Source organism: Tessaracoccus defluvii (assembly GCF_014489575.1).
GTDB classification, from domain to species: domain Bacteria; phylum Actinomycetota; class Actinomycetes; order Propionibacteriales; family Propionibacteriaceae; genus Arachnia; species Arachnia defluvii.
In genome coordinates, this window is record NZ_CP060789.1 from 3273805 (window position 1) to 3295396 (window position 21592).

At 69.8% G+C, this 21592-nt stretch carries 20 protein-coding genes and 2 pseudogenes; 8 read left to right on the plus strand and 14 right to left on the minus strand.

Going from position 1 to position 21592, the window contains the following annotated elements:
* Window positions 1-1713 (minus strand): ATP-binding protein, encoded by a 1713-nt coding sequence (locus H9L22_RS15450; protein WP_187720685.1) that lies wholly within the window; start codon window positions 1711-1713, stop codon window positions 1-3.
* A 71-nt stretch (window positions 1714-1784) separates the two neighbouring features.
* On the opposite strand from H9L22_RS15450, the gene H9L22_RS15455 reads away from it, so the two are divergent.
* Window positions 1785-3032 carry an alpha/beta fold hydrolase gene (locus H9L22_RS15455; protein WP_226965908.1) on the plus strand — a complete coding sequence of 416 codons (1248 nt, stop codon included), beginning with the start codon at window positions 1785-1787 and terminating at the stop codon, window positions 3030-3032.
* Here H9L22_RS15455 and H9L22_RS15460 read toward each other — a convergent pair.
* From H9L22_RS15460 to H9L22_RS15495, 9 genes and pseudogenes are all read right to left on the minus strand, one after another.
* Window positions 3007-3702 (minus strand): hypothetical protein, encoded by a 696-nt coding sequence (locus tag H9L22_RS15460; protein WP_187720686.1) that lies wholly within the window; start codon window positions 3700-3702, stop codon window positions 3007-3009. The two genes, H9L22_RS15455 and H9L22_RS15460, sit on opposite strands and share 26 nt — an antisense overlap.
* Window positions 3699-4505 (minus strand): TSUP family transporter, encoded by an 807-nt coding sequence (locus H9L22_RS15465; RefSeq protein WP_187720687.1) that lies wholly within the window; start codon window positions 4503-4505, stop codon window positions 3699-3701. Before H9L22_RS15465 ends, H9L22_RS15460 begins: the two co-directional genes overlap by 4 nt.
* Window positions 4506-4515: 10 nt before the next feature.
* Window positions 4516-5943 (minus strand): sulfatase family protein, encoded by a 1428-nt coding sequence (locus H9L22_RS15470; RefSeq protein WP_226965909.1) that lies wholly within the window; start codon window positions 5941-5943, stop codon window positions 4516-4518.
* A gap of 28 nt (window positions 5944-5971) precedes the next feature.
* On the minus strand, window positions 5972-6757 hold the full coding sequence (locus tag H9L22_RS15475; protein WP_187720689.1) for a family 20 glycosylhydrolase: 786 nt from the start codon (window positions 6755-6757) through the stop codon (window positions 5972-5974).
* Window positions 6754-6942, minus strand: coding sequence for a hypothetical protein (locus tag H9L22_RS15480; RefSeq protein ID WP_187722779.1), 189 nt, complete (start codon window positions 6940-6942; stop codon window positions 6754-6756). The genes H9L22_RS15475 and H9L22_RS15480 overlap by 4 nt, the downstream gene beginning before the upstream one ends.
* A gap of 41 nt (window positions 6943-6983) precedes the next feature.
* Window positions 6984-7181, minus strand: a pseudogene (locus tag H9L22_RS20610) (family 20 glycosylhydrolase); the annotation flags it as partial.
* Window positions 7178-7999, minus strand: coding sequence for a carbohydrate ABC transporter permease (locus H9L22_RS15485; RefSeq protein WP_226965910.1), 822 nt, complete (start codon window positions 7997-7999; stop codon window positions 7178-7180). The pseudogene H9L22_RS20610 and the gene H9L22_RS15485, both read right to left, overlap by 4 nt.
* A complete protein-coding gene (locus H9L22_RS15490; protein WP_187720690.1) occupies window positions 7996-8976 on the minus strand; it encodes a carbohydrate ABC transporter permease in 981 nt (326 codons plus the stop codon). The genes H9L22_RS15485 and H9L22_RS15490 overlap by 4 nt, the downstream gene beginning before the upstream one ends.
* Window positions 8977-8987: 11 nt before the next feature.
* Window positions 8988-10277: an extracellular solute-binding protein gene (locus tag H9L22_RS15495; RefSeq protein ID WP_226965911.1), complete on the minus strand. Its 1290-nt coding sequence runs from the start codon at window positions 10275-10277 to the stop codon at window positions 8988-8990.
* A 198-nt stretch (window positions 10278-10475) separates the two neighbouring features.
* Between H9L22_RS15495 and H9L22_RS15500 the strand changes: the two genes are divergently transcribed.
* Window positions 10476-11630: an ROK family transcriptional regulator gene (locus tag H9L22_RS15500; protein WP_187720691.1), complete on the plus strand. Its 1155-nt coding sequence runs from the start codon at window positions 10476-10478 to the stop codon at window positions 11628-11630.
* Between the two features lie 26 nt (window positions 11631-11656).
* On the opposite strand, the gene H9L22_RS15505 is transcribed toward H9L22_RS15500, so the two are convergent.
* A complete protein-coding gene (locus tag H9L22_RS15505; RefSeq protein WP_187720692.1) occupies window positions 11657-12322 on the minus strand; it encodes a dihydrofolate reductase family protein in 666 nt (221 codons plus the stop codon).
* 98 nt (window positions 12323-12420) lie between these two features.
* Between H9L22_RS15505 and H9L22_RS15510 the strand changes: the two genes are divergently transcribed.
* Window positions 12421-12873: a DUF6301 family protein gene (locus tag H9L22_RS15510; RefSeq protein ID WP_187720693.1), complete on the plus strand. Its 453-nt coding sequence runs from the start codon at window positions 12421-12423 to the stop codon at window positions 12871-12873.
* A gap of 3 nt (window positions 12874-12876) precedes the next feature.
* Here H9L22_RS15510 and H9L22_RS15515 read toward each other — a convergent pair whose 3' ends face one another.
* Together H9L22_RS15515 and H9L22_RS15520 are read right to left on the minus strand one after the other, a co-directional pair.
* Window positions 12877-13665, minus strand: a complete 789-nt coding sequence (locus H9L22_RS15515; protein ID WP_187720694.1) for a ferritin-like domain-containing protein — start codon at window positions 13663-13665, stop codon at window positions 12877-12879.
* Window positions 13649-14557, minus strand: coding sequence for a hypothetical protein (locus H9L22_RS15520; protein ID WP_187720695.1), 909 nt, complete (start codon window positions 14555-14557; stop codon window positions 13649-13651). The genes H9L22_RS15515 and H9L22_RS15520 overlap by 17 nt, the downstream gene beginning before the upstream one ends.
* 268 nt (window positions 14558-14825) lie before the next feature.
* On the opposite strand from H9L22_RS15520, the gene H9L22_RS15525 reads away from it, so the two are divergent.
* Window positions 14826-16421, plus strand: a complete 1596-nt coding sequence (locus H9L22_RS15525; protein WP_226965912.1) for a DEAD/DEAH box helicase — start codon at window positions 14826-14828, stop codon at window positions 16419-16421.
* Here the strand turns inward: H9L22_RS15525 and H9L22_RS15530 are convergent.
* Window positions 16408-16926 (minus strand): annotated as a pseudogene (locus H9L22_RS15530) (TetR/AcrR family transcriptional regulator); the annotation flags it as partial. The gene H9L22_RS15525 and the pseudogene H9L22_RS15530 sit on opposite strands and share 14 nt — an antisense overlap.
* A 187-nt stretch (window positions 16927-17113) precedes the next feature.
* Here H9L22_RS15530 and H9L22_RS15535 point away from each other — a divergent pair.
* The 4 genes from H9L22_RS15535 to H9L22_RS15550 all read left to right on the plus strand — a co-directional run bounded on the left by H9L22_RS15535 (window position 17114) and on the right by H9L22_RS15550 (window position 21590).
* A complete protein-coding gene (locus H9L22_RS15535) occupies window positions 17114-18796 on the plus strand; it encodes an ABC transporter substrate-binding protein (RefSeq protein WP_187720697.1) in 1683 nt (560 codons plus the stop codon).
* A 90-nt stretch (window positions 18797-18886) separates the two neighbouring features.
* On the plus strand, window positions 18887-19711 hold the full coding sequence (locus H9L22_RS15540) for an ABC transporter ATP-binding protein (protein ID WP_187720698.1): 825 nt from the start codon (window positions 18887-18889) through the stop codon (window positions 19709-19711).
* Entirely contained in the window at window positions 19708-20514 is an 807-nt protein-coding gene (locus H9L22_RS15545; RefSeq protein WP_187720699.1) for an ABC transporter ATP-binding protein, read from the plus strand. The genes H9L22_RS15540 and H9L22_RS15545 overlap by 4 nt, the downstream gene beginning before the upstream one ends.
* Window positions 20511-21590, plus strand: a complete 1080-nt coding sequence (locus tag H9L22_RS15550; protein ID WP_187720700.1) for an ABC transporter permease — start codon at window positions 20511-20513, stop codon at window positions 21588-21590. The genes H9L22_RS15545 and H9L22_RS15550 overlap by 4 nt, the downstream gene beginning before the upstream one ends.
* Window positions 21591-21592 lie beyond the last annotated feature (2 nt).

Here is a 21592-nt window from a genome sequence, read left to right on the forward strand (position 1 = left end):
TCAGAACGGGGCTGGAACGTCGTCGCGGGAGAAGCGGCCCATGACCCTGGCGCCCGTGTCGGTGGGCTCCGGCGCGACCTCTGACTGCCGCGTCGCCCACGCAGGGAACGGGAACTCGACGGCGAGCGGCACCGGTAGCTCCGGCTGGGAGATGAACATCGCGCCCGGCTTGGCCAGCGTGGCGCGCTGCCGCTGCGACGCAGGCAGGAACCCGTACTCGGGCCGCGCCGACTCGGCCGGGTCGAGGCGCCCGACGATCCGGATCGACGAGTTCGACACGATCCGGCGCTCCACCTCCGACGCCGTCTGCTGCGCGCCGATGAGGATGATGCCGAGCGAACGGCCCCGCTCCGCGATGTCGAGCAGCAGCTCCTTGATGGGGGTGTTGCCCTCGCGGGGCGCGTGCTTGTTCAGCTCGTCGAGCATCGTGAACAGCAGCCCGCCCGCGCCGGCCTGCTCCTTCGCCTCCGTCTCTGTCCGCAGCACCACGCCGACGACGAACCGCTGCGCCCGCTCCGGCAGGTTGTGCAGGTCGACGACGGTGACGCGGCTGTTCGCCGTCGTCACCCGCCGGCGGTCCGCCTGCTCGGCCAGGTCGCCGCGGATGAGGGGGCCGAGCGCCTTCTGCGACGACCGCAGCCGGCGGATGAACGCGTTGACGGAGCCGGCCGTCGTCGCCGCGCCGGCCCAGTCGGCGCGGGTGGTGTCGTCCTGCAGCCGCTCGACGACGAACTCGACGAGCTCCTCGTACGTGCGCAGCGTGGTCCCCGCGACGGTGATGGCGCCGTCGGTGCCCGCCGCGATCGCGTCGTGGCGCAGCTTGGCCGCGACCTGATGGATGACGAGCGTGTACTGGTTCCTGTCGTCCTCGGCATCGGCGAACACGAACGGCAGCAGTTCCCGCTTGCAGAACTCGTGCAGCGTCCACCAGAACGCGTCGACCCCTGACGTGCGGCCCGACACGTTCGGCCGCCCCGTCCTGTCGCCCGGCGTCGGCGGCGCGAAGAAACGGACGGAGTCGAACGGCGTGGCGGGCAGGCCGAGACGGTCGTAGTCGGCGCGGAGCCTGTCGTCGAGGCGGACGTTTGTCTTGTCGAGGAACAGCAGGTCCTCGCCCTTGACGGCGAAGATCAGCGCCTTGGCGTTGGTCGTCCGCTTGCCGAGCACACCCGACGAGAACAGCGAGTGCAGCAGGAACAGGGCGAAGCTGGTCTTCGTGGCGACGCCGGAGATACCCGAGATCGAGACGTGCGCGCCGCGGGTTCCGTCGAGGAACTCGAGGTTCACGTACACCGGCTCCCCGTCGCGGCCGAGGCCGACGACGACCCGGTCCTTCATCGAGTCGAAGTACAGGGCCCGCTCCCGCAGCGCACCGGTGGCGCGCGTCGCGCGGGTGCCGGGCAGCGGCGGCACGTACACCTCGGGGTCGACGCGGGTGGTGGTGACCTCGGCGATCTCCTGCGTGATGGCGGGCAGGACGCCGTCGGCGATGAGGAACGCGTCGGAGCCGAAGCTGGCGCCCTCGTGCCTGGCGGTGACCTGGGTCACCACGCCGGAGGTGCGCACCGGGCCGACGCCGGGGACGTCGCGCTCCGCTGTGACGACGTCGTCCAGCTGCAGGTACGCGTCGGGGCCGACGGCGACGTGGAACTTCAGCGGTGTCGAGTCGCTCGTGCCTGCCACCAGCCCGACGAGGCCGTTGTGCTCTCCCATGACCCTCCTGTGTTCGCCTGTGGGGTCCACCGTAGCGACCTGTCGTGAGGGGCGGCGATAGGCTCGAACCCGTGACCACCACGACGCGACGCATGCAGGACCTCACCATCGACGAGCACACGCTCACCGTGCCCCTCGTCTGGGACGACGACGCCGACGGCCGCACCATCGACGTGCACGCCTCCGTCGTCACCCGCAGCGGCGGCGAGAAGCTGCCCTACCTCGTCTACCTGCAGGGCGGACCCGGCCACGAGGCGCCGCGCCCGTTCCACGCGCCCACCTCGCCGTCCTGGCTCGACGCGGCGCTGACACGCTTCCGCGTCGTCATGCTCGACCAGCGTGGCACCGGCAAGTCCAGCCCTGTCGGCGACCGTGACCTGGAGCGGGGCGCCGCCGCCGTCGCCGAGCATCTGACGCACCTGCGGGCGTCGTCGATCGTCCGCGACGCCGAGGCCGTGCGCCAGCATCTGGGCGCGGAGACGTGGTCGTCGCTCGGACAGTCGTTCGGCGGGTTCACCACGCTCAGCTACCTGTCGACTGCGGCCTCCTCCCTCGACGAGGTCTACTTCACCGGCGGCCTCGGCGCCGTCGGCCACGACCCGAGCGAGGTGTACGCCGTCACCTACGACGCCACCCGCACCGCCGTCGAGCGCTACTACCGCCGCTTCCCGACCCACCGCGACGCCGTCCGTCGCCTCGTCGACCGGGCCGCCGCCGGCGACATCGTCCTTCCCGACGGCGAGGTCGTCTCCGTCTCGCGGCTGCGGTCCATCGGGTCGCTGCTCGGCTCCAACGACGGCTGGCAGACGCTCTGGTCGCTGCTCGACCAGGACCCCGGCACCAACGCCTTCCGCCACGACCTCGCCTCGGCGCTGCCGTTCGGCGGCCGCAACCCGCTCTACTACGTCTTCCACGAGTCCTGCTACGCCGACGGCGTCGTCACCGGATGGGCCGCGGAGCAGGCCGAACCGGCCGACTTCCGCGACGACCCGACGCTGCTGACCGGCGAACACATCCGGCGGGAGTGGGCCGACACCGTGCCGGCGTTCCAGCCGTGGGGCGACGTCGTCGACGCCCTGGCCGACGTCGAGTGGCCCCGCCTCTACGACGAGGCCGCCATCGCGGCGTCGGGGGCGCGCGGGGCGGCCGCCGTGTACGTGAACGACATCTACGTGCCGCTCGGGTTCTCCCTCGAGACGGCCGACCTCATGCCCGGCGTCCACCCGTGGATCACCAACGAGCACGAGCACAGCGGGCTCCGCAGCGGCGAGGTGCTCCCGCACCTCTTCGACCTCACGCTGGGGAAGCGGCTGCGCTGATCCCCTCGAGCGGAGGCCGTTCCCCGGTGACGGCGCCGTGCTCGTCGACCCACCAGACGCGGATGCCCGCGTCGGCGAACGAGTCGGCCGTCGCCGCGGCCAGCTTGCGGTAGCGCGGCACGTCCGGCAGGACGATCATGCGCCACCAGTCCGGGTGCTTGCGGCGGGCCTTCATGGCTGTCAGCAGCGCGTCCGCGAACCACTGCCGGGCCACCTCGCCCGGCTTCACGCCGTCGGGCGGCTGCGTCGGGTACCCCTTGACCTCGAACGCGGCGGTCACCCCGCCGAGGGAGGCGACGACGTCGATGGCCCGGGTGCGGGGCTCGGCGTCGACGAGGCGGTCGATCCGCCACCCCTCGGCCTCCAGCGCATCGACCAGCGACCAGCGGACGGTGTCCTCGTCCGGCCAGGGCGTCAGCGTCCGCAGGAGCAGCCCGAGCTCGGCCAGCCGGCCAAGCGCCCGATCGGCCGTCCACACGCGGCGCGAGATGCCGGTGGCCTCCTCGAACACCTGGGTCACCGGGTACCAGCGGCCGTCGAGCCGGACGGCGTGCGACGTGATCGGCTCCGGCTCGATCCCACGCATGCATGACTGCACCTTCGCCGGGGTCAGGGTCAGGGCCCTTCCCGCCAGCACGAACGACACCTGGGCGCGGCTGGGGCTGCTCATGAAAAGTAGGGTACCGCCACGTCGTAGCCGAGCCGCAAGATCAGAATTCCCACCACCGTCAGGAAGACGGCGCGCACGAAACCGACGCCGCGGGCGATCGCCGTCCGCGCCCCCAGGTAGCCGCCCACCATGTTCCCGGCCGCCATCGCCAGCCCCAGCCCCCACACCACGGAGCCGGTCGGGACGAACAGGAGCAGCGCGCCCAGGTTCGTGGCGAAGTTGACGATCTTGGCCTTCGCGCTGGCCGTCACGAAGTCGTAGCCCAGCGCGCTGACGAGGGCGATCACGAGGAAGGCGCCCGTGCCGGGGCCGAACATGCCGTCGTAGCCGCCCAGCGCGAAGCCGATGACGCAGGCGACGGCGACGTGCCGCGCGCCGGCGTAGCGGAGCCGGGTGGCCGCGCCCAGCTTCGGGCGAAGCGCGACGAAGAGGGCCACCCCGACCAGCACGCAGATGATCAGCGGCTTGAAGACCGCCGCGGGCAGGGAACTGGCGACGGCGGCGCCGCCGACGCTGCCGACCAGCGCGAAACCCGCCATCGGCAGCGCCGTCCGCAGGTCGGGGCCGACGCGCTGGTAGTAGGTGACGCTGCTGGTCGCCGTCCCCGCGATCGAGGCCAGCTTGTTCGTGGCAAGGGCCTGCACCGGGGCGAGGCCCGGCACCAGCAGCAGGGCCGGAAGCTGCAGCAGGCCGCCGCCGCCGACGACCGCGTCGATCCAGCCGGCCGCGAGGGCCACGAGGACGAGCAGCGCCAGCGTCTCCCACCCGACGCCGTCGGGTATCCAGGCGTCGAGGGGCAGCATGGGCCCCAATCTACGGGCTGGCCACCAGGTCGGGAACCGGCTGCGAGTGGTGCGGTTCGTCCTTCAACTCGGCCTGCAGGGTCCACAGCTGGGCCTTCAGCTGCTCCCGCAGCTCGCGGTAGGCCGGGTCCCCGTAGACGTTGTTGAGCTCCTCCGGATCCTCCTGGAGGTCGTAGAGCTCCCACTCCGGCGGGTACGCGTGCGGCGAGGAACCGGGCAGCCCCATGCCGTCGTTGTAGAAGTAGATGAGCTTGTACCGCTCGGTCCGGATGCCGTAGTGGGCGAACGCGTGGTGGTTCACGTCGTCGTTCTCGAAGTACCGGTAGTACATGGCCTCCCGCGTGGGGCGCTCCGGGTCGACGGTGAGCTGCGGCCAGAAGCTGACGCCCTGCATCCGCGGATGGGGATCGACGCCCGCGGCGTCGAGGATCGTCTGCGCGAAGTCGACGTTGGTGACGATCTGCGACAGCGTGCGGCCGACGTCGGTGATCCGCGACGGGCAGCTCACCAGCAGCGGCATCCGCAGCGACTCGTCGTACATGAACCGCTTGTCGAACCAGCCGTGGTCGCCCAGGAAGAAGCCCTGGTCGGACGTGTACATCAGCAGGGTGTCGTCGAAGCTGCCGTCGGTCTTCAGCCAGTCGATGACGCGGCCGACGTTGTCGTCGACGGACGCGACGCACGCCAGGTAGTCCTCCATGTAGCGCTGGTACTTCCACAGCGCCGCCTGCTCGTACGTCAGCCCCTCCGGGGGAAGCTGCTTCAGGTCTGTCAGGGTCAGGTGGTCGGCGATCCGCATGGCCGCGCGGTGGGCGGCCGAGGAACGCGTCGCGTAGTCGTCGTCGAAGGTGGCGGGCACGGCGATCGGCTCGGAGTACATGCCCTTGTGCTTCTCGTCCGGCTCCCACGGCCGGTGCGGCGCCTTGTGGTGGATGAGGATGCACCACGGGTCGTCGCCCTCGAGCGAGTCGAGCCAGCCGAGCGACAGGTCGGTGAGGATGTCGGTGGCGTAGCCGGGCACGATCTCGAGGCCGTCGGCCGTGAGGATCTGCGGATCGAAGTACTCGCCCTGGTCGCGGAGCACCGCCCAGTAGTCGAAGCCCTGCGGGTCGTGGCCGTCGCCCTCGCCCATGTGCCACTTGCCGACGACGGCGGTGCGGTAGCCCGCGTCGCGCAGCGCGGTGATGAAGGTCGGCTGGGACGCGTCGATGGGCGTCTCCAGCGTCGTCACGCCATTGATGTGCGAGTAGGTGCCCGTCAGGATCGACGCGCGGCTGGGGGTGCAGAGCGAGTTGGTGCAGAAGCAGCTGTCGACGCGCACCCCCGCCTCGGCGATCTCGTCGATGCGGGGGGTCGCGTTGACGACCGAGCCGTAGGCGCCGACGGCGTGCGCGGCGTGATCGTCGGTGAGGATCAGCACGATGTTGGGTCGCTTCATCATCTTCCTTCAGGTCGGGGTGCGCGGTTCACGCGGAGGCGGTCAGCAGACCGTGCTCGCGCAGCACCCGGTATTCGGCGGCGACGGCGTCGGCGGCGGAGTCGATGTCCACCTCACGGTTCCAGATCCGCTCGGCCACCGCCAGGAGTCGGGGAAACAGCATGGAGAGGAGGTCGTCGCCGTCGAGGACGAACTCCGACCACACGCAGGCCTGGACGCCGACACACCGCTCGGCGGACGCCTCGGCCCAGTCGGCGGCGAGGATGTCGCGCACGCCGATGGCCGGCAGCATCCCCTTCTGCGTGGCCGCACCGGCCGGGTCGACCCGGTTCAGGTAGAGGGTGCGGGCATCGGCGAAGACGTAGGGCTGGGTCGCCTCGGCGGCGCGGGCCATGCCCCGCTCCTCGTCCCAGGCGATCAGCAGGATGTCCTCGGCGTCGGTGATCGCGGCGGCCTCGTCCCAGGCGACCACGCTCCTGCCGAGGTCCGCGAGGACCCGGCTGGCGTGGGCAATGAACCAGGCCTGCAGGTCCTCGACCTTGTCGAGGCCACGTTCGCGCAGCAGGTCCGGCATCTGCGGGTCGGACGCCCACTGCTGGTAGGCGCACTCGTCACCGCCGATGTGGACCCAGCGGCCGGGGAAGAGGTCCGCGACCCGCCGCAGGACGGCGGTCACGAAGTCGAGTGCCCCGTCGCTCGGCCACAGCAGGTCGTTGCGGGCCGGCCACCACATGTGGTCGCGCATCGAGCCGGTGGGCAGGGGGATCCCGGCGGGGCGGCCGAGCTCCGGGTGGGCGGCGATGGCGGCCATCATGTGGCCGGGCAGGTCGATCTCGGGACGACGTCGATGCCCAGGCCGGTGGCGTGGTCGACGACGGAGGCGATCTCCTCGTCGGTGTAGAAGCCGTTCGTCCAGCGGGCGTCGGACTCGGCGATCGCCTGTTCCCGGGTGTCGCCCTGGAGGTGGTGGTAGTCGTCGAACCGGCCGCGGGGAGCCATGCGCCGACCTCGGTCAGCCGTGGGTAGCCGGGGACCTCGAAGCGCCAGCCCTGGTCGTCGGTGAGATGCCAGTGGAACGTGGTGAACCCGTAGCGGGCCGCCAGCGTCAGCACCTGCCGGATGACGGACACGGGGAAGCGGGTGCGGGCGGAGTCGAGCATCAGGCCGCGCCAGGCGTGGCCGGGTTCGCGTCCGGGCACGGGCCCCACCAGGGGGGCGGGCAGCGTGGGGAGGGTCATCCCTTGACCGCCCCGGCGACCATGCCCTGCGAGATCTTGTTCTGCACGAGGACGAAGATGATGATGACGGGCACGGCGATGAGGGTGGCGCCAGCCATGACGGCGCCCCAGTCGGTCGCCTTGAGGCCCTGCTGGAACGACTGGATCCAGATGGGCAGCGTCACCGCGGAGTCCTTCGACAGGACGATCAGCGCGAGCGTGTACTCGTTCCAGGCGAACAGGAAGCTGAACACGGACGTCGACACGATGCCGGGTGCCAGCAGCGGCAGGGTGACCTTCCGGAACGCGCCGAAGCGGGAGCAGCCGTCGACCATGGCGGCCTCCTCCAGCTCGATCGGGATGCCGTCGACGAAGCCGCGGGTCATCCAGGCGACGAACGGGACGATCGTGCCGATGTACAGCAGCGACAGGCCGCCGACGGAGTTCAGCAGGCCCCAGCCGTCGAGCATGCGGTACTGCGAGATGAACAGGGCCTCGGCCGGGATCATCTGGACCACCAGGATCGCGATGATCATGATGGCGCGGCCGCGGAAGCGGAAGCGGGACAGGGCGTAGGCGGCCAGGAGGGCGCCGACGGTGGAGAAGACCACCGTGATCGTCGCCGCCAGCAGCGACGAACGCAGCGCCGGGAAGAAGTTCGGGTTGGCGAACGCGGTGGCGAAGTTGTCGAACGTGAACTGCTGCGGCACCAGGTGCGGCGGCCAGGCCATCAGTTCGGACGGGGCCTGGAAGGCCGAGTTGACCATCCAGTAGACGGGGATGAGCCAGAGCACGGCCAGGAGCAGGCCGGCGACGTTGGCGATGGGGTGCTTCCTCACGCCATTCCTCCCTGTCGGTAGAGCATCCGCAGGTAGCGGCTGGTGAGCACGAGCGTGAGGGCGAGGATGACCATGGCCAGCGCGGACGCCACGCCGTAGTCACCCTGTGCGATGCCCGTCTGGTAGACGTAGGTGCCGAGCAGGTTCGTCTCGCTGGCGATGCCACCCGCCTGCTGCAGCACGTAGATCTGGGTGAAGACGCGCAGGTCCCAGATGACCTGCAGCACGCCGATCAGCGCGATCACGGGCGCGATCATCGGCAGCATGATGTGGATGATCTGCTGGAAGTTGGACGCGCCGTCCATCTCGGACGCCTCCAGGACCTCGCCCGGCATCTGCGCCAGCGCGGCGTAGATCGTGATCGACACCAGCGGCACGGAGGCCCAGATGATCACGGCCGACGCGATGAGGAAGAACGTCAGGTAGTGCCCGCCGAGCCAGTTGAAGTTCAGGAAGCTGTCGAGCCCGATGCTCGTGAGGAGGTAGTTCAGGAGGCCAGAGCGCGGGTCGACCAGCCACTGCCACACCGTCAGCGCGGCCAGGGCGGGCATGGCCCACACGATGATGAGCGTCGTGTTGAGGATGACGCGCACCACCTTGTTGAGGCGGAGCATGAGCACGGCCACGCCGACGCCGATGAGCATCGTGATGCCCGCGGTCCAGGCGCAGAAGAGGATCGACTTGAGGAAGACGCTCCAGAAGTACGGATCGGTGAGGATCGTGACGTAGTTCGACACCCCGGCCCACTCGGCGGGCTTGCCGAACTGCTGCGCGAGGCCGAAGTGCTGGAAGCTCATCACCGCCTGCCGCACGAGCGGGTAGCCGAGGGCCACCAGCACCATGGCGGCCATGGGAGCCAGCAGCGCCCACGGGGTGATCCAGCGGCCCGCGAGGCGGACGCGGCGGCTCAGCGGCTGCGCCGACCGGGGCCGGGCCCCGGTGGCGCGCCGGGTGGACCGGGTTGTCGAACTAGTCATCGTCGATTCCGCTACTTGTTGAGGTCGGTGGCGACCTGGGCGTCGAACGCCTCGGCGACGGCCGTGACGTCCTCGCCCTTGGCGATCCGGGTGAAGAACTCGTTGAGCTGCGTGGAGCCGAACGCGACGCCCCAGCCGGGGTTGTTCGGGGTCAGCTTCGAGTTGTTGATGATGTCGCCCGACATGGCGCCGAACGGGCCGGTGACGGCGTCGCTGTAGGCGGTGTTGCCGGGGACCCAGCCGTCCTCGGCCAGACGGGTCTGGAAGCCCTCGCTGAAGATGAGCTCGAGGGCCTTCCTGGCCAGCTCGGGGTTCGGCGAGTTCTGGGCCAGCGCGATGTTGGAGCCGCCCGCGAAGGTGGAGCCGGGGACGCCGGGCTCAGCGGAGGGGACGGCGAAGACGCCGACCTTGTCTGCGTCCCACAGGGCCTGGTCGATCTTGGTGCCGACGTTGCCGGTGCCGATCAGGATGCCCGTGGTTCCCTCGTTGAAGTAGCGCTCGAACGCCTTCTGGCCCGCCTGCGAGTCGAGGGCGTACGTGGTGCCCTCGGCGAACAGCTTCTGCAGGTTCGTGAGCGCGGCGATCGACTCGGGCGTCGACGCCTGGCCGACCCACTTGTCGCCGTCCTGCTTCGCGTAGTCGAAGCCCTGCGGGAACAGGTAGGACTCCACGCCGTGCGGGTCGACGGCGGCCAGGTACATGCCGGAGAAGTTGGGGGTGCCCTCCGGGTTCGCGGCCTGCAGCGCGATGGCGGCCTCGGTGAACTCGTCGATCGTGGTGGGGACCTCGATGCCCGCGGCCTCGAACAGGTCGGTGCGGTAGTAGACGGCGCGCGCGCCGGCGTACAGCGGGTAGGCGTAGATGCTGCCGTCGACCGTCGAGGCGTCCACGAACGACGGGATCAGGTCGTCGCCGCCGAGGGTGGCCTTCATGTCCGTGACATCGGCGAAGGCGCCGACGGTCGTGAACGTGGTGGTCTGGGTGTTGCCGATCTCGACCAGGTCGGGGGACTCGTTCTTCGAGGCCAGCGAGGTCTGCAGCTTCGAGACGATGCCGTCCCACTGCTGCACCTCGATCTTCAGCTCGCTGCCGGGGTTCGCAGTGGCGAACTCGTCGATCAGGTACTGGCGGCTCTCATCCGAGAGGGAGCCCTCCATCACCCAGAGGCGCACCTCGCCGGTCGCGGCGCCGGACGATGCACCCGCGCCGGGGGTCTCGGTCGGCGTCTGCGAGCCGCAGGCGCCGAGCGTCAGAGCGAGCGCCGTGCACGCGACGCCCGCCAGGATCTTTCTTGCCAACATGATTTCCTCCGAAGAAGTCTCGCCCGAATGGCTCACTGCCAGTGTGGGCGATGGGGTCTCGGCGCTGAGGTGTGAGCCGCAACCAGCATGCGGGCTGCCTCCACGAGTGTCAAATCTTTGAACACTCTTGTTGGTCGTCGCGCCTGGACCGCGCCGGGTATGGGAGGATGGGCACGTTCCGAGCCGAAGGGAGCAGGCGTGACTTCGATCACCCCGAATGCCCAGCGTCTGGTGCGGGCCCTCGTCGTGGACGGGCCGACGCACCGCGCCGACCTCGCGCGCTCACTGGACGTCTCCCGGGCCACGGTCACCAACCTCACCACCCGCCTCATCGAGGACGGGTGGGTCGAAGAGTTGCAGCAGGAGGTCGGCAGCCTGAAGAACCCGATCGGCGCCGCCGCCGGCCTCGGGGTCCTCGCCTCGGTCATGTTCCTGGTTGACTCCTATACGGTGACGCTCGCACGCTTCGACGGGCGAGTGTTGAAGAACTTGACACTCACGGGCCCCGTGGGACGGCCCCCGACGGAGCGGATGACGGCGGCCGCCTCTCTGCTGCGGACCCTGCTCGTCGAGTGCGGCGTCGGTGCCGGGGCGCTGCGTGCGCTGCACCTGGCCGTCGACACCCAGATGGATGCGCTCACCGGCGACGTCTTCGCCGCCCGCGCGTCCAGCCGCTGGTACGGCGTCAATCCGGTGCGGTTCTTCGAGGACGAGTTCGGCGTCCCCGTGCACGCGCAGAACTCGGCCCGGCTGGAGGGCCTGGCCGAATACCTGTGGGGCGTCGGCAGCGAGGCGTCCGACCTGCTCTACGTCGACGTCAGCTACGGCGTCACCTCCGGCCACGTCGTCGACGGCGTCATCCGGTCCGGCAACCGCGGCGGGTCGGGCGAGCTCGGGCACACGATCTACGACTGGAACGGGCCCGTCTGCACCTGCGGGAACTCCGGGTGCCTCATGCAGTACGTGTCGATCCCGGCGCTGCTGCGCGACTATGCGACGGCGACGGGCGCGGAGGCGTCCTGGTCCAGGTTCTGCACGCAGGTGGCGGCCGACGACCCGGACGCGCGGAGGATCGCCGAGCGGGCGGCCGTGATCCTGGGCCGGGTCCTGGTGAGCGTGTGTCACGTCATCGATCCCGAGACGGTCGTGCTCAACGGCCCAGTGGCCAGGCAGGTGCCGGGGTTCACGGACATCGTCGCGGCGACGGTGCGGGAGCTGGCGCTGCCGCTCGTGGCGAGGAACCTGCGCGTCGTGGGGGCGGAACTCGACGATGTGCACGCCGCGACGGCGCGGGCGGGCATCGAATCGCTTCGGCGCGTGGAGGCCGTCATCTCGTCGGCCATCCCCGACTGATCCGGGCCGCCTCCGCCCGGAATCTGTTATGACATTGTGACCCTCTGGATGGGGCTGACGAGGGCGAACACCGCTAGATTCAGTGGTGCCGAGACGGCGGCAACGGCGCCCTCGTCTTGGCTCTTCTCACGCCCCAGGATGATCGGGACGACGACGATGTGCAGCTCGTCGATGAGGTCGGCCCGCAGGAACTCCCGGATGGTGCTGGTGCCTCCGCCGATGCGGACGTCCAGGCCTCCTGCGAGGTCGCGGGCCCTGGCCAGCGCCGTGGCCGGGTCTGCGTTGAGGAAGTGGATCACCGTCCCACCCTCCATGGTCAGCGGCGGGCGCACGTGATGGGTCAGCACGATGCACGGGGTGTGGAACGGTGGGTTGTCGCCCCACCAGCCCTTCCACTCGTGATCGGCCCAGGGGCCGCGCTGGGGGCCGAACTTGTTGCGACCCATGATCTCGACGCCGACGTGCGTGCCCCACTGCCCGGCGAACGCCTCGTCGACGCCGACCGTGCCGGGGCCCTGCCCGTGGAAGCCCATCCGCTGGAAGGTGCGGGTGGGAAGCGCCCAGTCGAGCAGCCGGGACCCGGCATGCCCGAAGGGTTCGTCCAGCGTCTGCCCCTCGCCGACGCCGAAGCCGTCCAGGGAGACGGAGAAGTTGTGGACGCGGACCAGGGATCCGCCGTCGGTCGAGGTCATGGGTGCCTCCTTGCTCGATGGGCCCACTCAAACACCGACGGACCCCCGTCACGGGCGTTCGCGGCAATCGGTCCGGCTCCCCGCCCTAGGCTGGGGACATGACTCTGCCGACCATCCCCGCCGCCGAGCTGCGTCCCCTCGTCGACGCCCTGCGCGCGGTGGCCTGGCCCCTCGACCGCGCCGGAGCCAGGGCCCTGGCGGCCGCGCTCGGCTGGGGAGAGCTGGCCGGCACGCGCGACGAGACCACCTTCCTCACAGGCCTGGACTTCCCGCAGCCGCTCGCCAAGATCCGGCATGCGAACGCCTGGGACTACGTGGTGGTCAACGTGTCGGCCTCCTCCGCTGAGGACGCGCCCGCCGTCGACGCGGCCTTCGAGGCGCTCGCCGAGGCCATGGCCGCTCTGCTGGGAGAGGCGGACGGCGCCGTCGACGATCCCGCGGAGCGGTGGTGGAGGCTGCCGTCCGGAGGGTCGCTCGACCTGCAGCACCTCGAGTCGGTCGTCGTCCTGCGGCTCAGCTCGCCGCAGCGCGCCGCCGGCCGCGACGCCTGACGGCTAGATCGCGATCCCGAGCTTCTCGAACGCTGGCCGGAAGATCGGCGCGTCCTCCATGCCCGGGAACCGTGCGACCCGCTGGTCGAGCTTGTCCAGTTCGTCGCCCTGCCCCGTGAACAGGTGGCCCATCACGTGCAGGATCTCGGCGTCGTCCATCACCCCGGAGCCGACCGGCTTCCAGAGGTTGGTCATCACCCAGCGCACCAGTGTGCGGGCCCGCTCGGACTCTTCGAGCTTCTCCCTGGCCTGCGTCGTGTAGAACGCGACGTGGCGGGTCTCCTGCTTGGCGATGCGCTCCAGCAGCGGTGACAGCGCAGGGTGGTCCAGCAGTGAGGCCAGCCTGCGGTAGGCGGCGACGGCGGACAGTTCGTTGGCCGCGCCCCAGGTCATGTGGACCGCGATGAAGTCGTCGCCCACCAGGTTCGAGCCCATCGCCTGCTTCGCCGTCCCGAGGGCGAGCTGCCAGCCCAGCTTGATCCGCTTCGCCTTCAGCTCGTCGTAGTCGACGATGATCCCGTGCCTGGCCAGGACGGCCGACAGCGCCTCGCCGTGCCAGAACTCCTCCCGGTTCCACGTCGTCATGAAGCCGCGAGCCTCGTCCTTGCGGTGCGAGCGGGTCACCAGCAGGTCCCGCAGGTAGCAGGACGTGTGGTACTCGATGTCGCACATGTAGCGCAGCGAGCGCAGCGTGTCGGCGTCGAGGGGCTGATCCTCGAAGGTGTCGAAGTCCAGATCCTCCCAGCGGACCCGGTCGGAGGTCTCCGCGAACTTCTCAAGCTCGAATGCCATGACGATCCTTCCGCGCGAGGAGGCCGGGGGAGGGGGAGGCGGCGCCCCGGAAACCCGTGGGGCGCTCAGCCAGCAGGCGGCGGAGACCGTCGTCGGCGGATGCGAGGCGGGCTCGGTCGCCCTCGGTGCGGAAGATCGAGGCCATCGCCCTGGGCTCGTCCGGGTCGGCGACGCCGACGATCCGCAACGGCTTCCAGCCTGAATGCAGCGCCAGCTTCGCCATCCGCGCCTCCTGCGGCGAACGGGTGATGCGGGCCGAGGCCTCCATGGAGAAGAAGCGGATCATCTCGTCGCGGCGTTCGATGATCGTCGAGACCACGCGGGCCGCCTCGCCGTCGAGGCGGGGGAGCAGGACCCGGTAGGCGGCCTGCAGGGACGACTCTTGGATCGCCAGCCTGGCCATGTGCCCGGCAGTGACCGATTCGCCGACAATGGACGTCCAGATCGGGGCGACCAGCGGCAATCCCCGCTCGACGTAGGCGTCGCGCAGGCGGGCGCGCAGCGTGTGACGGCCCAGCGGCTCGGGCAGCGGGCTGCCGTCGGCGACCAGGAGGTCGCGGACGGCGTAGCTCAGCCACAGCCGCTCGTAGGCCCAGGTGGCGACGAAGGCCGTGACCCTGGCCTCGTTCCCGGTCCAGGTGGCGAGGAAGGCGCGGGCCTCGGAGATCGCGGCGCTGTCGAGGCGCCAGAGGAACGCGAGGTCGTCGCGCTCGGCCGCCGCGAGCGGACCGACGGCGGCGCCGTCGACGGTGATGCGGCCGCGGGCGTTTCGGTTGTAGGCGTCGACGTCGAAGTCGGTCAGGAGGGTGAGCGGGCGTCCCGCGATCGAATGCTGGCGCCCCTGCACATAGCCGGGTGGGTGGGGGGTCGTCCGCACGGTGGAACTGGCCACGTCATCCTCCAAGTCGTGTGCCAACAAGATACCGCTCAGAGGCAAGCCCAGGGTTCCTCCGGCGCCGTTCTGGGCAGCCCGGCCCGGTGTACCGATTCGGGGATTGTTGCCCGCTCAACTACCATGGACTCCGATGCTCCGCTCAGTCTTGCGACGGACATCCGGTGACGCGGCCCGCTCCAGGGCCGCCAGGCCCGCGCCACACGGCCCCCTATGGGTCGGCTTCCAAGCTGGTGCGCTGCGCAAGACACCGATTCGAAGGAACCCCTTGTCTTCAGACTTCGCGCGCCTCGGCGTGCCCACTTCCCTGATCGCCGCCCTTGAAGCGCGCGGCATCACCATCCCCACCCCGATCCAGGCGGCCACGCTGCCCGACTCGCTGGCCGGACGTGACGTCCTCGGCCGCGGGCGCACCGGGTCGGGGAAGTCGTTCGCGTTCCTGCTCCCCGTGGTGGCCCGGCTCACCGATGGCCGCCCCGCTGCACCCAAGCGTCCCCGCGCGCTGATCCTCGCCCCCACCCGCGAGCTCGCCTCCCAGCTCGAGGAGTCCCTCGTCCCGCTGGCCAAGGTCGCCGGGCTCAGCTACCTCACCGTCTTCGGTGGGGTCAACCAGAACCCCCAGGTCCGGGCCATGGCCAAGGGCGTCGACGTGTTGATCGCGTGCCCCGGCCGACTGCTCGATCTGATGGGCCAGGGCGCCATCGACCTGAGTGCCGTCACGATCACCGTCATCGACGAGGCCGACCACATGGCCGACATGGGCTTCCTGCCCATGGTCCGCCGCATCCTCGACAAGACCCCGGCCAAGGGGCAGCGGATGCTGTTCTCCGCCACGCTCGACCAGGGCGTCGGCGTCCTCGTGAAGGCGTACCTGCACGAGCCGGTGACCCACGAGGCCGACTCGGCCCAGTCGCCGATCAAGCAGATGGACCACCACGTGATCCGGGTCGAGAAGGCCGACCGCGTGGGCATCCTGGCCGATCTGGCCGCCGCCCCCGGCAAGACCATCGTCTTCACCCGCACCAAGCACGGCGCCAAGAAGCTCGCCAAGCAGCTGCTGCAGCTGGGCGTGCCGGCGGTCGACCTGCACGGCAACCTGGCCCAGAACGCCCGCACCAGGAACCTCGAGGCCTTCCACTCCGGGGCGGTCAGCACCCTGGTGGCCACCGACATCGCGGCCCGCGGCATCCATGTCGACGACGTCGAGCTGGTCGTCCACGCCGACCCGCCCGCCGAGCACAAGGCCTACCTGCACCGCTCCGGCCGGACGGCGCGCGCGGGCAAGGCGGGCACCGTGCTGACGCTGGTGACCCCTGATCAGACCAGCGAGGTCCGCTCGCTCATGCGCGCGGCGAAGATCAACCCGACCGTCGCGGCGGCCAGGGCCGGCGACGCGCTCCTGACCGAGCTCGCTCCGGGGGCGCGGACCTTCCTGTCGCCCGAGGAGGCGCAGGCCGCCGCGTACCCGAACAAGCCGACCGACCAGCCGGCCCAGCAGCCGCGCCAGGGCGGCGGATCCCGTCGGCGCGGTCGTCCCAGCGAGTCAGGCGGCTCCGGTCGCCCGAACCATGGCGACGGGCCGCAGCAGCCGCGGGCGGGTCGCTCCGGCGGCCGCTCGGGTGGTGGTGGCCGCTCCGGTGGCGGTCGCGCCGCGGGGGCCGTGGCTCGGCGTCTCCGGCCGGCAGCACCGGCGGTGCGGCGGCGTTCAGCTCGCAGCGGCGCCGCGGCCGCTGAGTTCAGGCCAGGGGGCTGGGGCCGGGGTTCAGCACCGCCGCGACGATCGCGTCGATGGCGAACCCCGTGGCCTCGGCCAGGTCGACCTCAGCCGGGGCGAGGAGCCACTGGACCTGCAGGCCGTCCATGACGGCGAGGATGGCGGCCGAGCCGTGTGCGATCGGGCCGGGATCGGTGATCCCGCGCTCGGCGCACACCAGCGCGAAGGCGTCGACGAGCTGGCCCCGCAGGATCTGGTAGCGCTCGATGAAGAACTGCTGGGCGGGGTGGCTGTCCGTGACGGACTCTCCGGACAGCACAGTGAAGGCCTGCACGATGCCGGCCCGCTTCGAGTTGGCGAGCGCGGTGCGGACGAGGTGGCGGAAGAGGTCGATCCCGTCGGGGATGTGCTTGCCCTCGAGGTGCTCGACGTCGGTCTGGTCGCGGTAGACCAGCACGTCGAGGAGCAGCTGCTCCTTCGATCCGAAGTGGTGGAGGATGCCGGCGTGGGTCATCCCGACCTGGTCGGCGATGTCCTGCAGCGTGCCGTTGACGTAACCGCGGCTGCCGAACACATCGGTCGCGGCACGGAGGATCTCCGTCCGCTTCATCAGCGTCGCGGGGCGCGTCCCCGTCTTCTTCCGTTCGCTCGCCATGTCATTGCCTCATTGCTTCCGGATGGCACCTCGTCACCTGTCGGCGGTGAAGAGTCTAGTCACGGTCACATTTCGATAACTAATGTGACCCCGGGTTGCGTCTTACTTACCCGCCAGTAAGAATACTACCAACACAGCAACGTGTACCACCGGTGGCAGCGCCAGCCGCCGAGACCAAGGAGTAGCAATGAAGCTCAAGCCCACGATCGCCGTCGCCGCGGTAGCGGCGCTCTTCCTCGCCGGGTGTGCCACAGGCGACCAGCCCGGCACCGACCCCACGTCCGGTTCGTCGCAGACCGCGGGCGGCAAGCCCGGCGCGGCGCTCACCGTCGCCAAGCCCGACGGTGCCATCACCACCGAGTCGCACAACCCGTACCTGGGTGACTCCTCCGCCTCGAAGTACGCCTACCGCATGCTCATCTTCGAACCCCTCGCCATGGTCAACCCCACCGGTGACCTCGGCACCACCCCCTGGCTCGCCGAGTCGGTCGAGTGGAACGACGACTACACGGAGCTCACCGTCGTGCCCCGCAAGGACGTCAAGTGGAGCGACGGCAAGGACTTCACCGCCGACGACATCGTCTTCAGCTTCGACATGATCCTCAACGGCAAGCTGAACGACACCGGCGCCCTGAACTACACCGGCGCCACCGTCGACGGCGACAAGATCACGCTGAAGTTCGCCAACTCCAAGTACACCGCCCAGGCGCGCGTTCTGCACCACCCGATCGTGCCGAAGCACATCTGGGAGAACATCGCCGACCCGAACACCGACCCGCTGACCGGCGAGGGCATGGTCGTCGGCACCGGCCCGTACGTCCTGTCGAACTGGTCCACCGAGTCCGTCACCCTGACGGCCAACCCGACCTACTGGGGCGGCGACCTGGTCGTTCCCGAGATGCACTACGTCTCCTACGGCGACAACGCGGCCCTCACGACCGCGCTGGTCTCCGGCGAGGCCGACTGGGCGCAGGCCTTCCTGCCGCAGATCGAGGCCAGCTTCCTGGCCGCCGACGAGCACAACCAGTTCCTCGTCTCCCCGACGGCGGGCGCCGCCACCCTGTTCATGAACCTGCAGACCAAGCCGTTCAACAACAAGGCACTCCGCGAGGCGCTGGCGTGGACGATCGACCGCCAGGCCTACGTCGACATCGCCCGTGAGGGTGCGTCGGAGGCCGTCTGGAGCGTCACGGGCCTCGGCGACCTGCTCAGCTCCGAGATCCTCCCCGAGTACGCCGACCAGAAGTACTCCGTCGATCTCGATAAGGCGAAGAAGATCCTCACCGACGCCGGCTACACCTGGAAGGACGAGAAGCTCATCGATCCCGACGGCGAAGCCGTCTCGTTCTCCATCTCCGTTCCCGCCGGCTGGAGCGACTGGAACACCGAGCAGGCACTGATCGCCGAGGAGCTCAACAAGGGCCTCGGCATCGAGGTCAAGGTGGACCAGCCCGACTGGGGTGGCTGGGACGCCGCCCGCCAGGAGGGCACCTTCCAGGCGATCATCCACTGGCTCGAGGACACCGGCAACGCGTACGGCATGTACACCTCGACGATGGATCCGAAGTGGATCGTCGACGACAAGGCCCAGTACAACTTCGGCCGCTTCGACGACCCGGCTGTCACCGAGGCGCTGAACACCTACGCCAACGCCTCCAGCGACGAGCAGCGCACCGAGGCCCTCGCCGTCATCCAGAAGTCGTTCGTGGAGAACGTGCCGGTCATCCCGCTCGGCGCGCACCCGCTCCTCGGCGAGTTCAACACGCGCAACTACGTCGGCTGGCCGTCCGAGGAGGACCCCTACGCCTCGGGTGATCCGACGCAGCCCGCGATCGCGATGATCCTGACCAAGCTGAAGCCCGCCAGCTAGTCCCCACACGGATCCGACGCGCGGGGGTGGATGCACCTAGCGTGTATCCACCCCCCGTCGTCTTCCACCGCACGAAAGCGATACCCAGTGTTGAGTGATGCGCTCCTGTCCGTGCAGGACTTCTCCGTCGTCTACGACGTCTCCCCACCCGTCGAGGCCGTCAAGGGCGTCAGCCTCCAGCTGCGCCGCGGCGAGATCCTCGGCCTCGCCGGCGAAAGCGGCTGCGGCAAGACCACCCTGGCCTACGGCATCCAGCGGCTGCTGAAGCCGCCGGCCGTGATCACCAGCGGCGAGGTTCTGTTCCACGACGCGTCCGGCGAGGACATCGACGTCAACTCCCTCGACCCCGAGGAGATGCGCCGGTTCCGCTGGGACAAGGTCTCGATGGTCTTCCAAGGCGCCATGAACGCGCTCAACCCGGTGGTCCAGATCGGCAGGCAACTCGACGACGTCTTCCAGGTCCACCGCCCCGAGATGAGCCGTAGGCAGCGAATCGCCGAGGTCAAGGAACTGCTCGAGATCGTCAAGGTCGGCGAGCAGCGCATCCGCTCCTACCCGCACGAGCTCTCCGGCGGCATGCGCCAGCGCGTCATGATCGCCATGGCGCTCGCGCTGCGCCCGCAGCTGATGGTGATGGACGAACCCACCACCGCGCTCGACGTGCTCGTGCAGCGAGAGATCCTGAAGCAGATCTCCCAGCTGCGGCACGAGTTCGGCTTCTCCGTCATTTTCATCACGCACGACCTGCCGCTCCTGCTGGAGATCAGCGACAGGATCGCCATCATGAAGGACGGCGAGATCGTCGAGCTCGACACCGCCGCACACATCTGGACCAACCCGAGGGACGAGTACACGAAGACGCTGCTGGCTTCGTTCCCGCGCCTCACCGGCGAGAGGGGAGTGGTGGTCCGATGAGCGCGCTCGAACTCAGGAACGTCACCAAGATCTACAACGTCCGCGGCGCGGGCCAGATCAAGGCCCTCGACGACGTCAGCTTCACGCTCGCCTCCGGGCAGACGATCGGGCTGGTCGGCCAGTCCGGCAGCGGCAAGTCGACGATCGCGAAGATCCTCACCCAGCTCGAGCGCGCCACCTCCGGCGACGTGCTGCTCGACGGCGCCCCCATCCCGCGCGGCGGCAAGGGGCTGCGCGCCTACCGGCAGCAGCTGCGGATGGTGTTCCAGGACCCCTTCGCCTGCCTCAACCCGTACCACTCGATCCGCTACCACATCGAACGGCCGCTGCGGCTGCACGACGTCGTGCCGAAGGAGCAGACCGAGACGGAGGTCCTGCGCCTCCTCGAGCGCGTCCGCCTCGATCCCGCCACCGTCATCGACCGCCGCCCCCACGAGCTGTCGGGCGGCCAGCGGCAGCGCGTGGCCATCGCCAGGGCGCTGGCGTCCCGGCCGAAGCTGCTCGTCGCGGACGAGCCCGTGTCGATGCTGGACGTGTCGATCCGCCTCGGCGTCCTGAACCTGCTCGCCGACCTGCAGCGCGAGGAGGGCCTCGGCGTCCTGTACATCACCCACGACCTGGCCACGGCCCGCCACTTCAGCGACGAGATCATCGTCCTGAACCAGGGCCGGATCGTCGAACACGGCCCCGCCGACGACGTCATCCTCAACCCCCAGGACCCCTACACCCGCGAGCTGCGGGCGGCCTCGCCCGACCCGGAGAAGCACTTCGCCGACCTTGCCAGCAACGGAGGCCCCCGATGAGCGCCGTCCAGCCGACGATGACCGACCCCACCCCCGACGCGCTCGAGGTCGGCACCACCGCGACGAAGGCCGTGAAGGGGCGTTCGCGCGTCCCGTGGCGCTTCCTCGGCAGCCGCGCGCTGTTCTACCTGTTCACCCTCTGGGCCGCGATCACCATCAACTTCTTCCTCCCCAGGATGATGAAGGGCGACGCCGTCGACCAGTACCTGGCCCGCAACAGGAACGTGTCGCCAGAGGCCGCGGACGCCCTGCGCGCCCTCCTCGGACTCGACACCGACAAGTCGATGTTCCAGCAGTACCTCGACTACTGGGCCCACCTGCTGCGGGGCGACCTCGGCGTCTCGCTGCTGCACGGCATGCGGCCCGTCGCCGAGGTGATCTCCGGCGCCCTGCCCTGGACGGTCGGCCTCGTCGGCCTCGCCACCATCGTCTCCTTCACGATCGGCACCGTCGGCGGCGCGTTCATCGGCTGGCGCCGCGGCAGCCGCCTCGACGTGATGATCCCCATCACCACGTTCCTCAGCACCATCCCCTACTTCTGGCTCGGGCTGCTGGCCATCGCCGTGTTCTCGGTGAACCTGAAGTGGTTCCCGATCGGCAAGGCCTACGGCGTGGGCATGAAGCCGGAGTGGTCGGTCGACTTCATCACGCAGGTGATCCACCACGGCACCCTGCCGGTGCTGACCATCGTGATCGCCTCGCTCGGCGGCTGGATGCTCGGCATGCGCAACATGATGCTGACGGTCCTCGACGAGGACTACATCACCGTCGCCCAGGCCAAGGGCATGCCGGACCGCCGCGTGCTGTGGAGCTACGCCGCCCGCAACGCCGTCCTGCCGCAGATCCAGAGCTTCGCGCTGTCGCTCGGCTTCATCGTCGGCGGCACCATCGTCATGGAGATGGTGTTCAGCTACCCGGGCATCGGCAAACTGCTCCTCGACGCGACCAACGCGAAGGACTACGCGCTCATGCAGGGCGTGTTCCTCGTGATCACGTTCTCGGTCCTCGTCGCCAACATCCTGGCCGACGTCGCCTACGCGTTCCTCGACCCGCGCACCCGCCAGACGGAGGCCTGAGC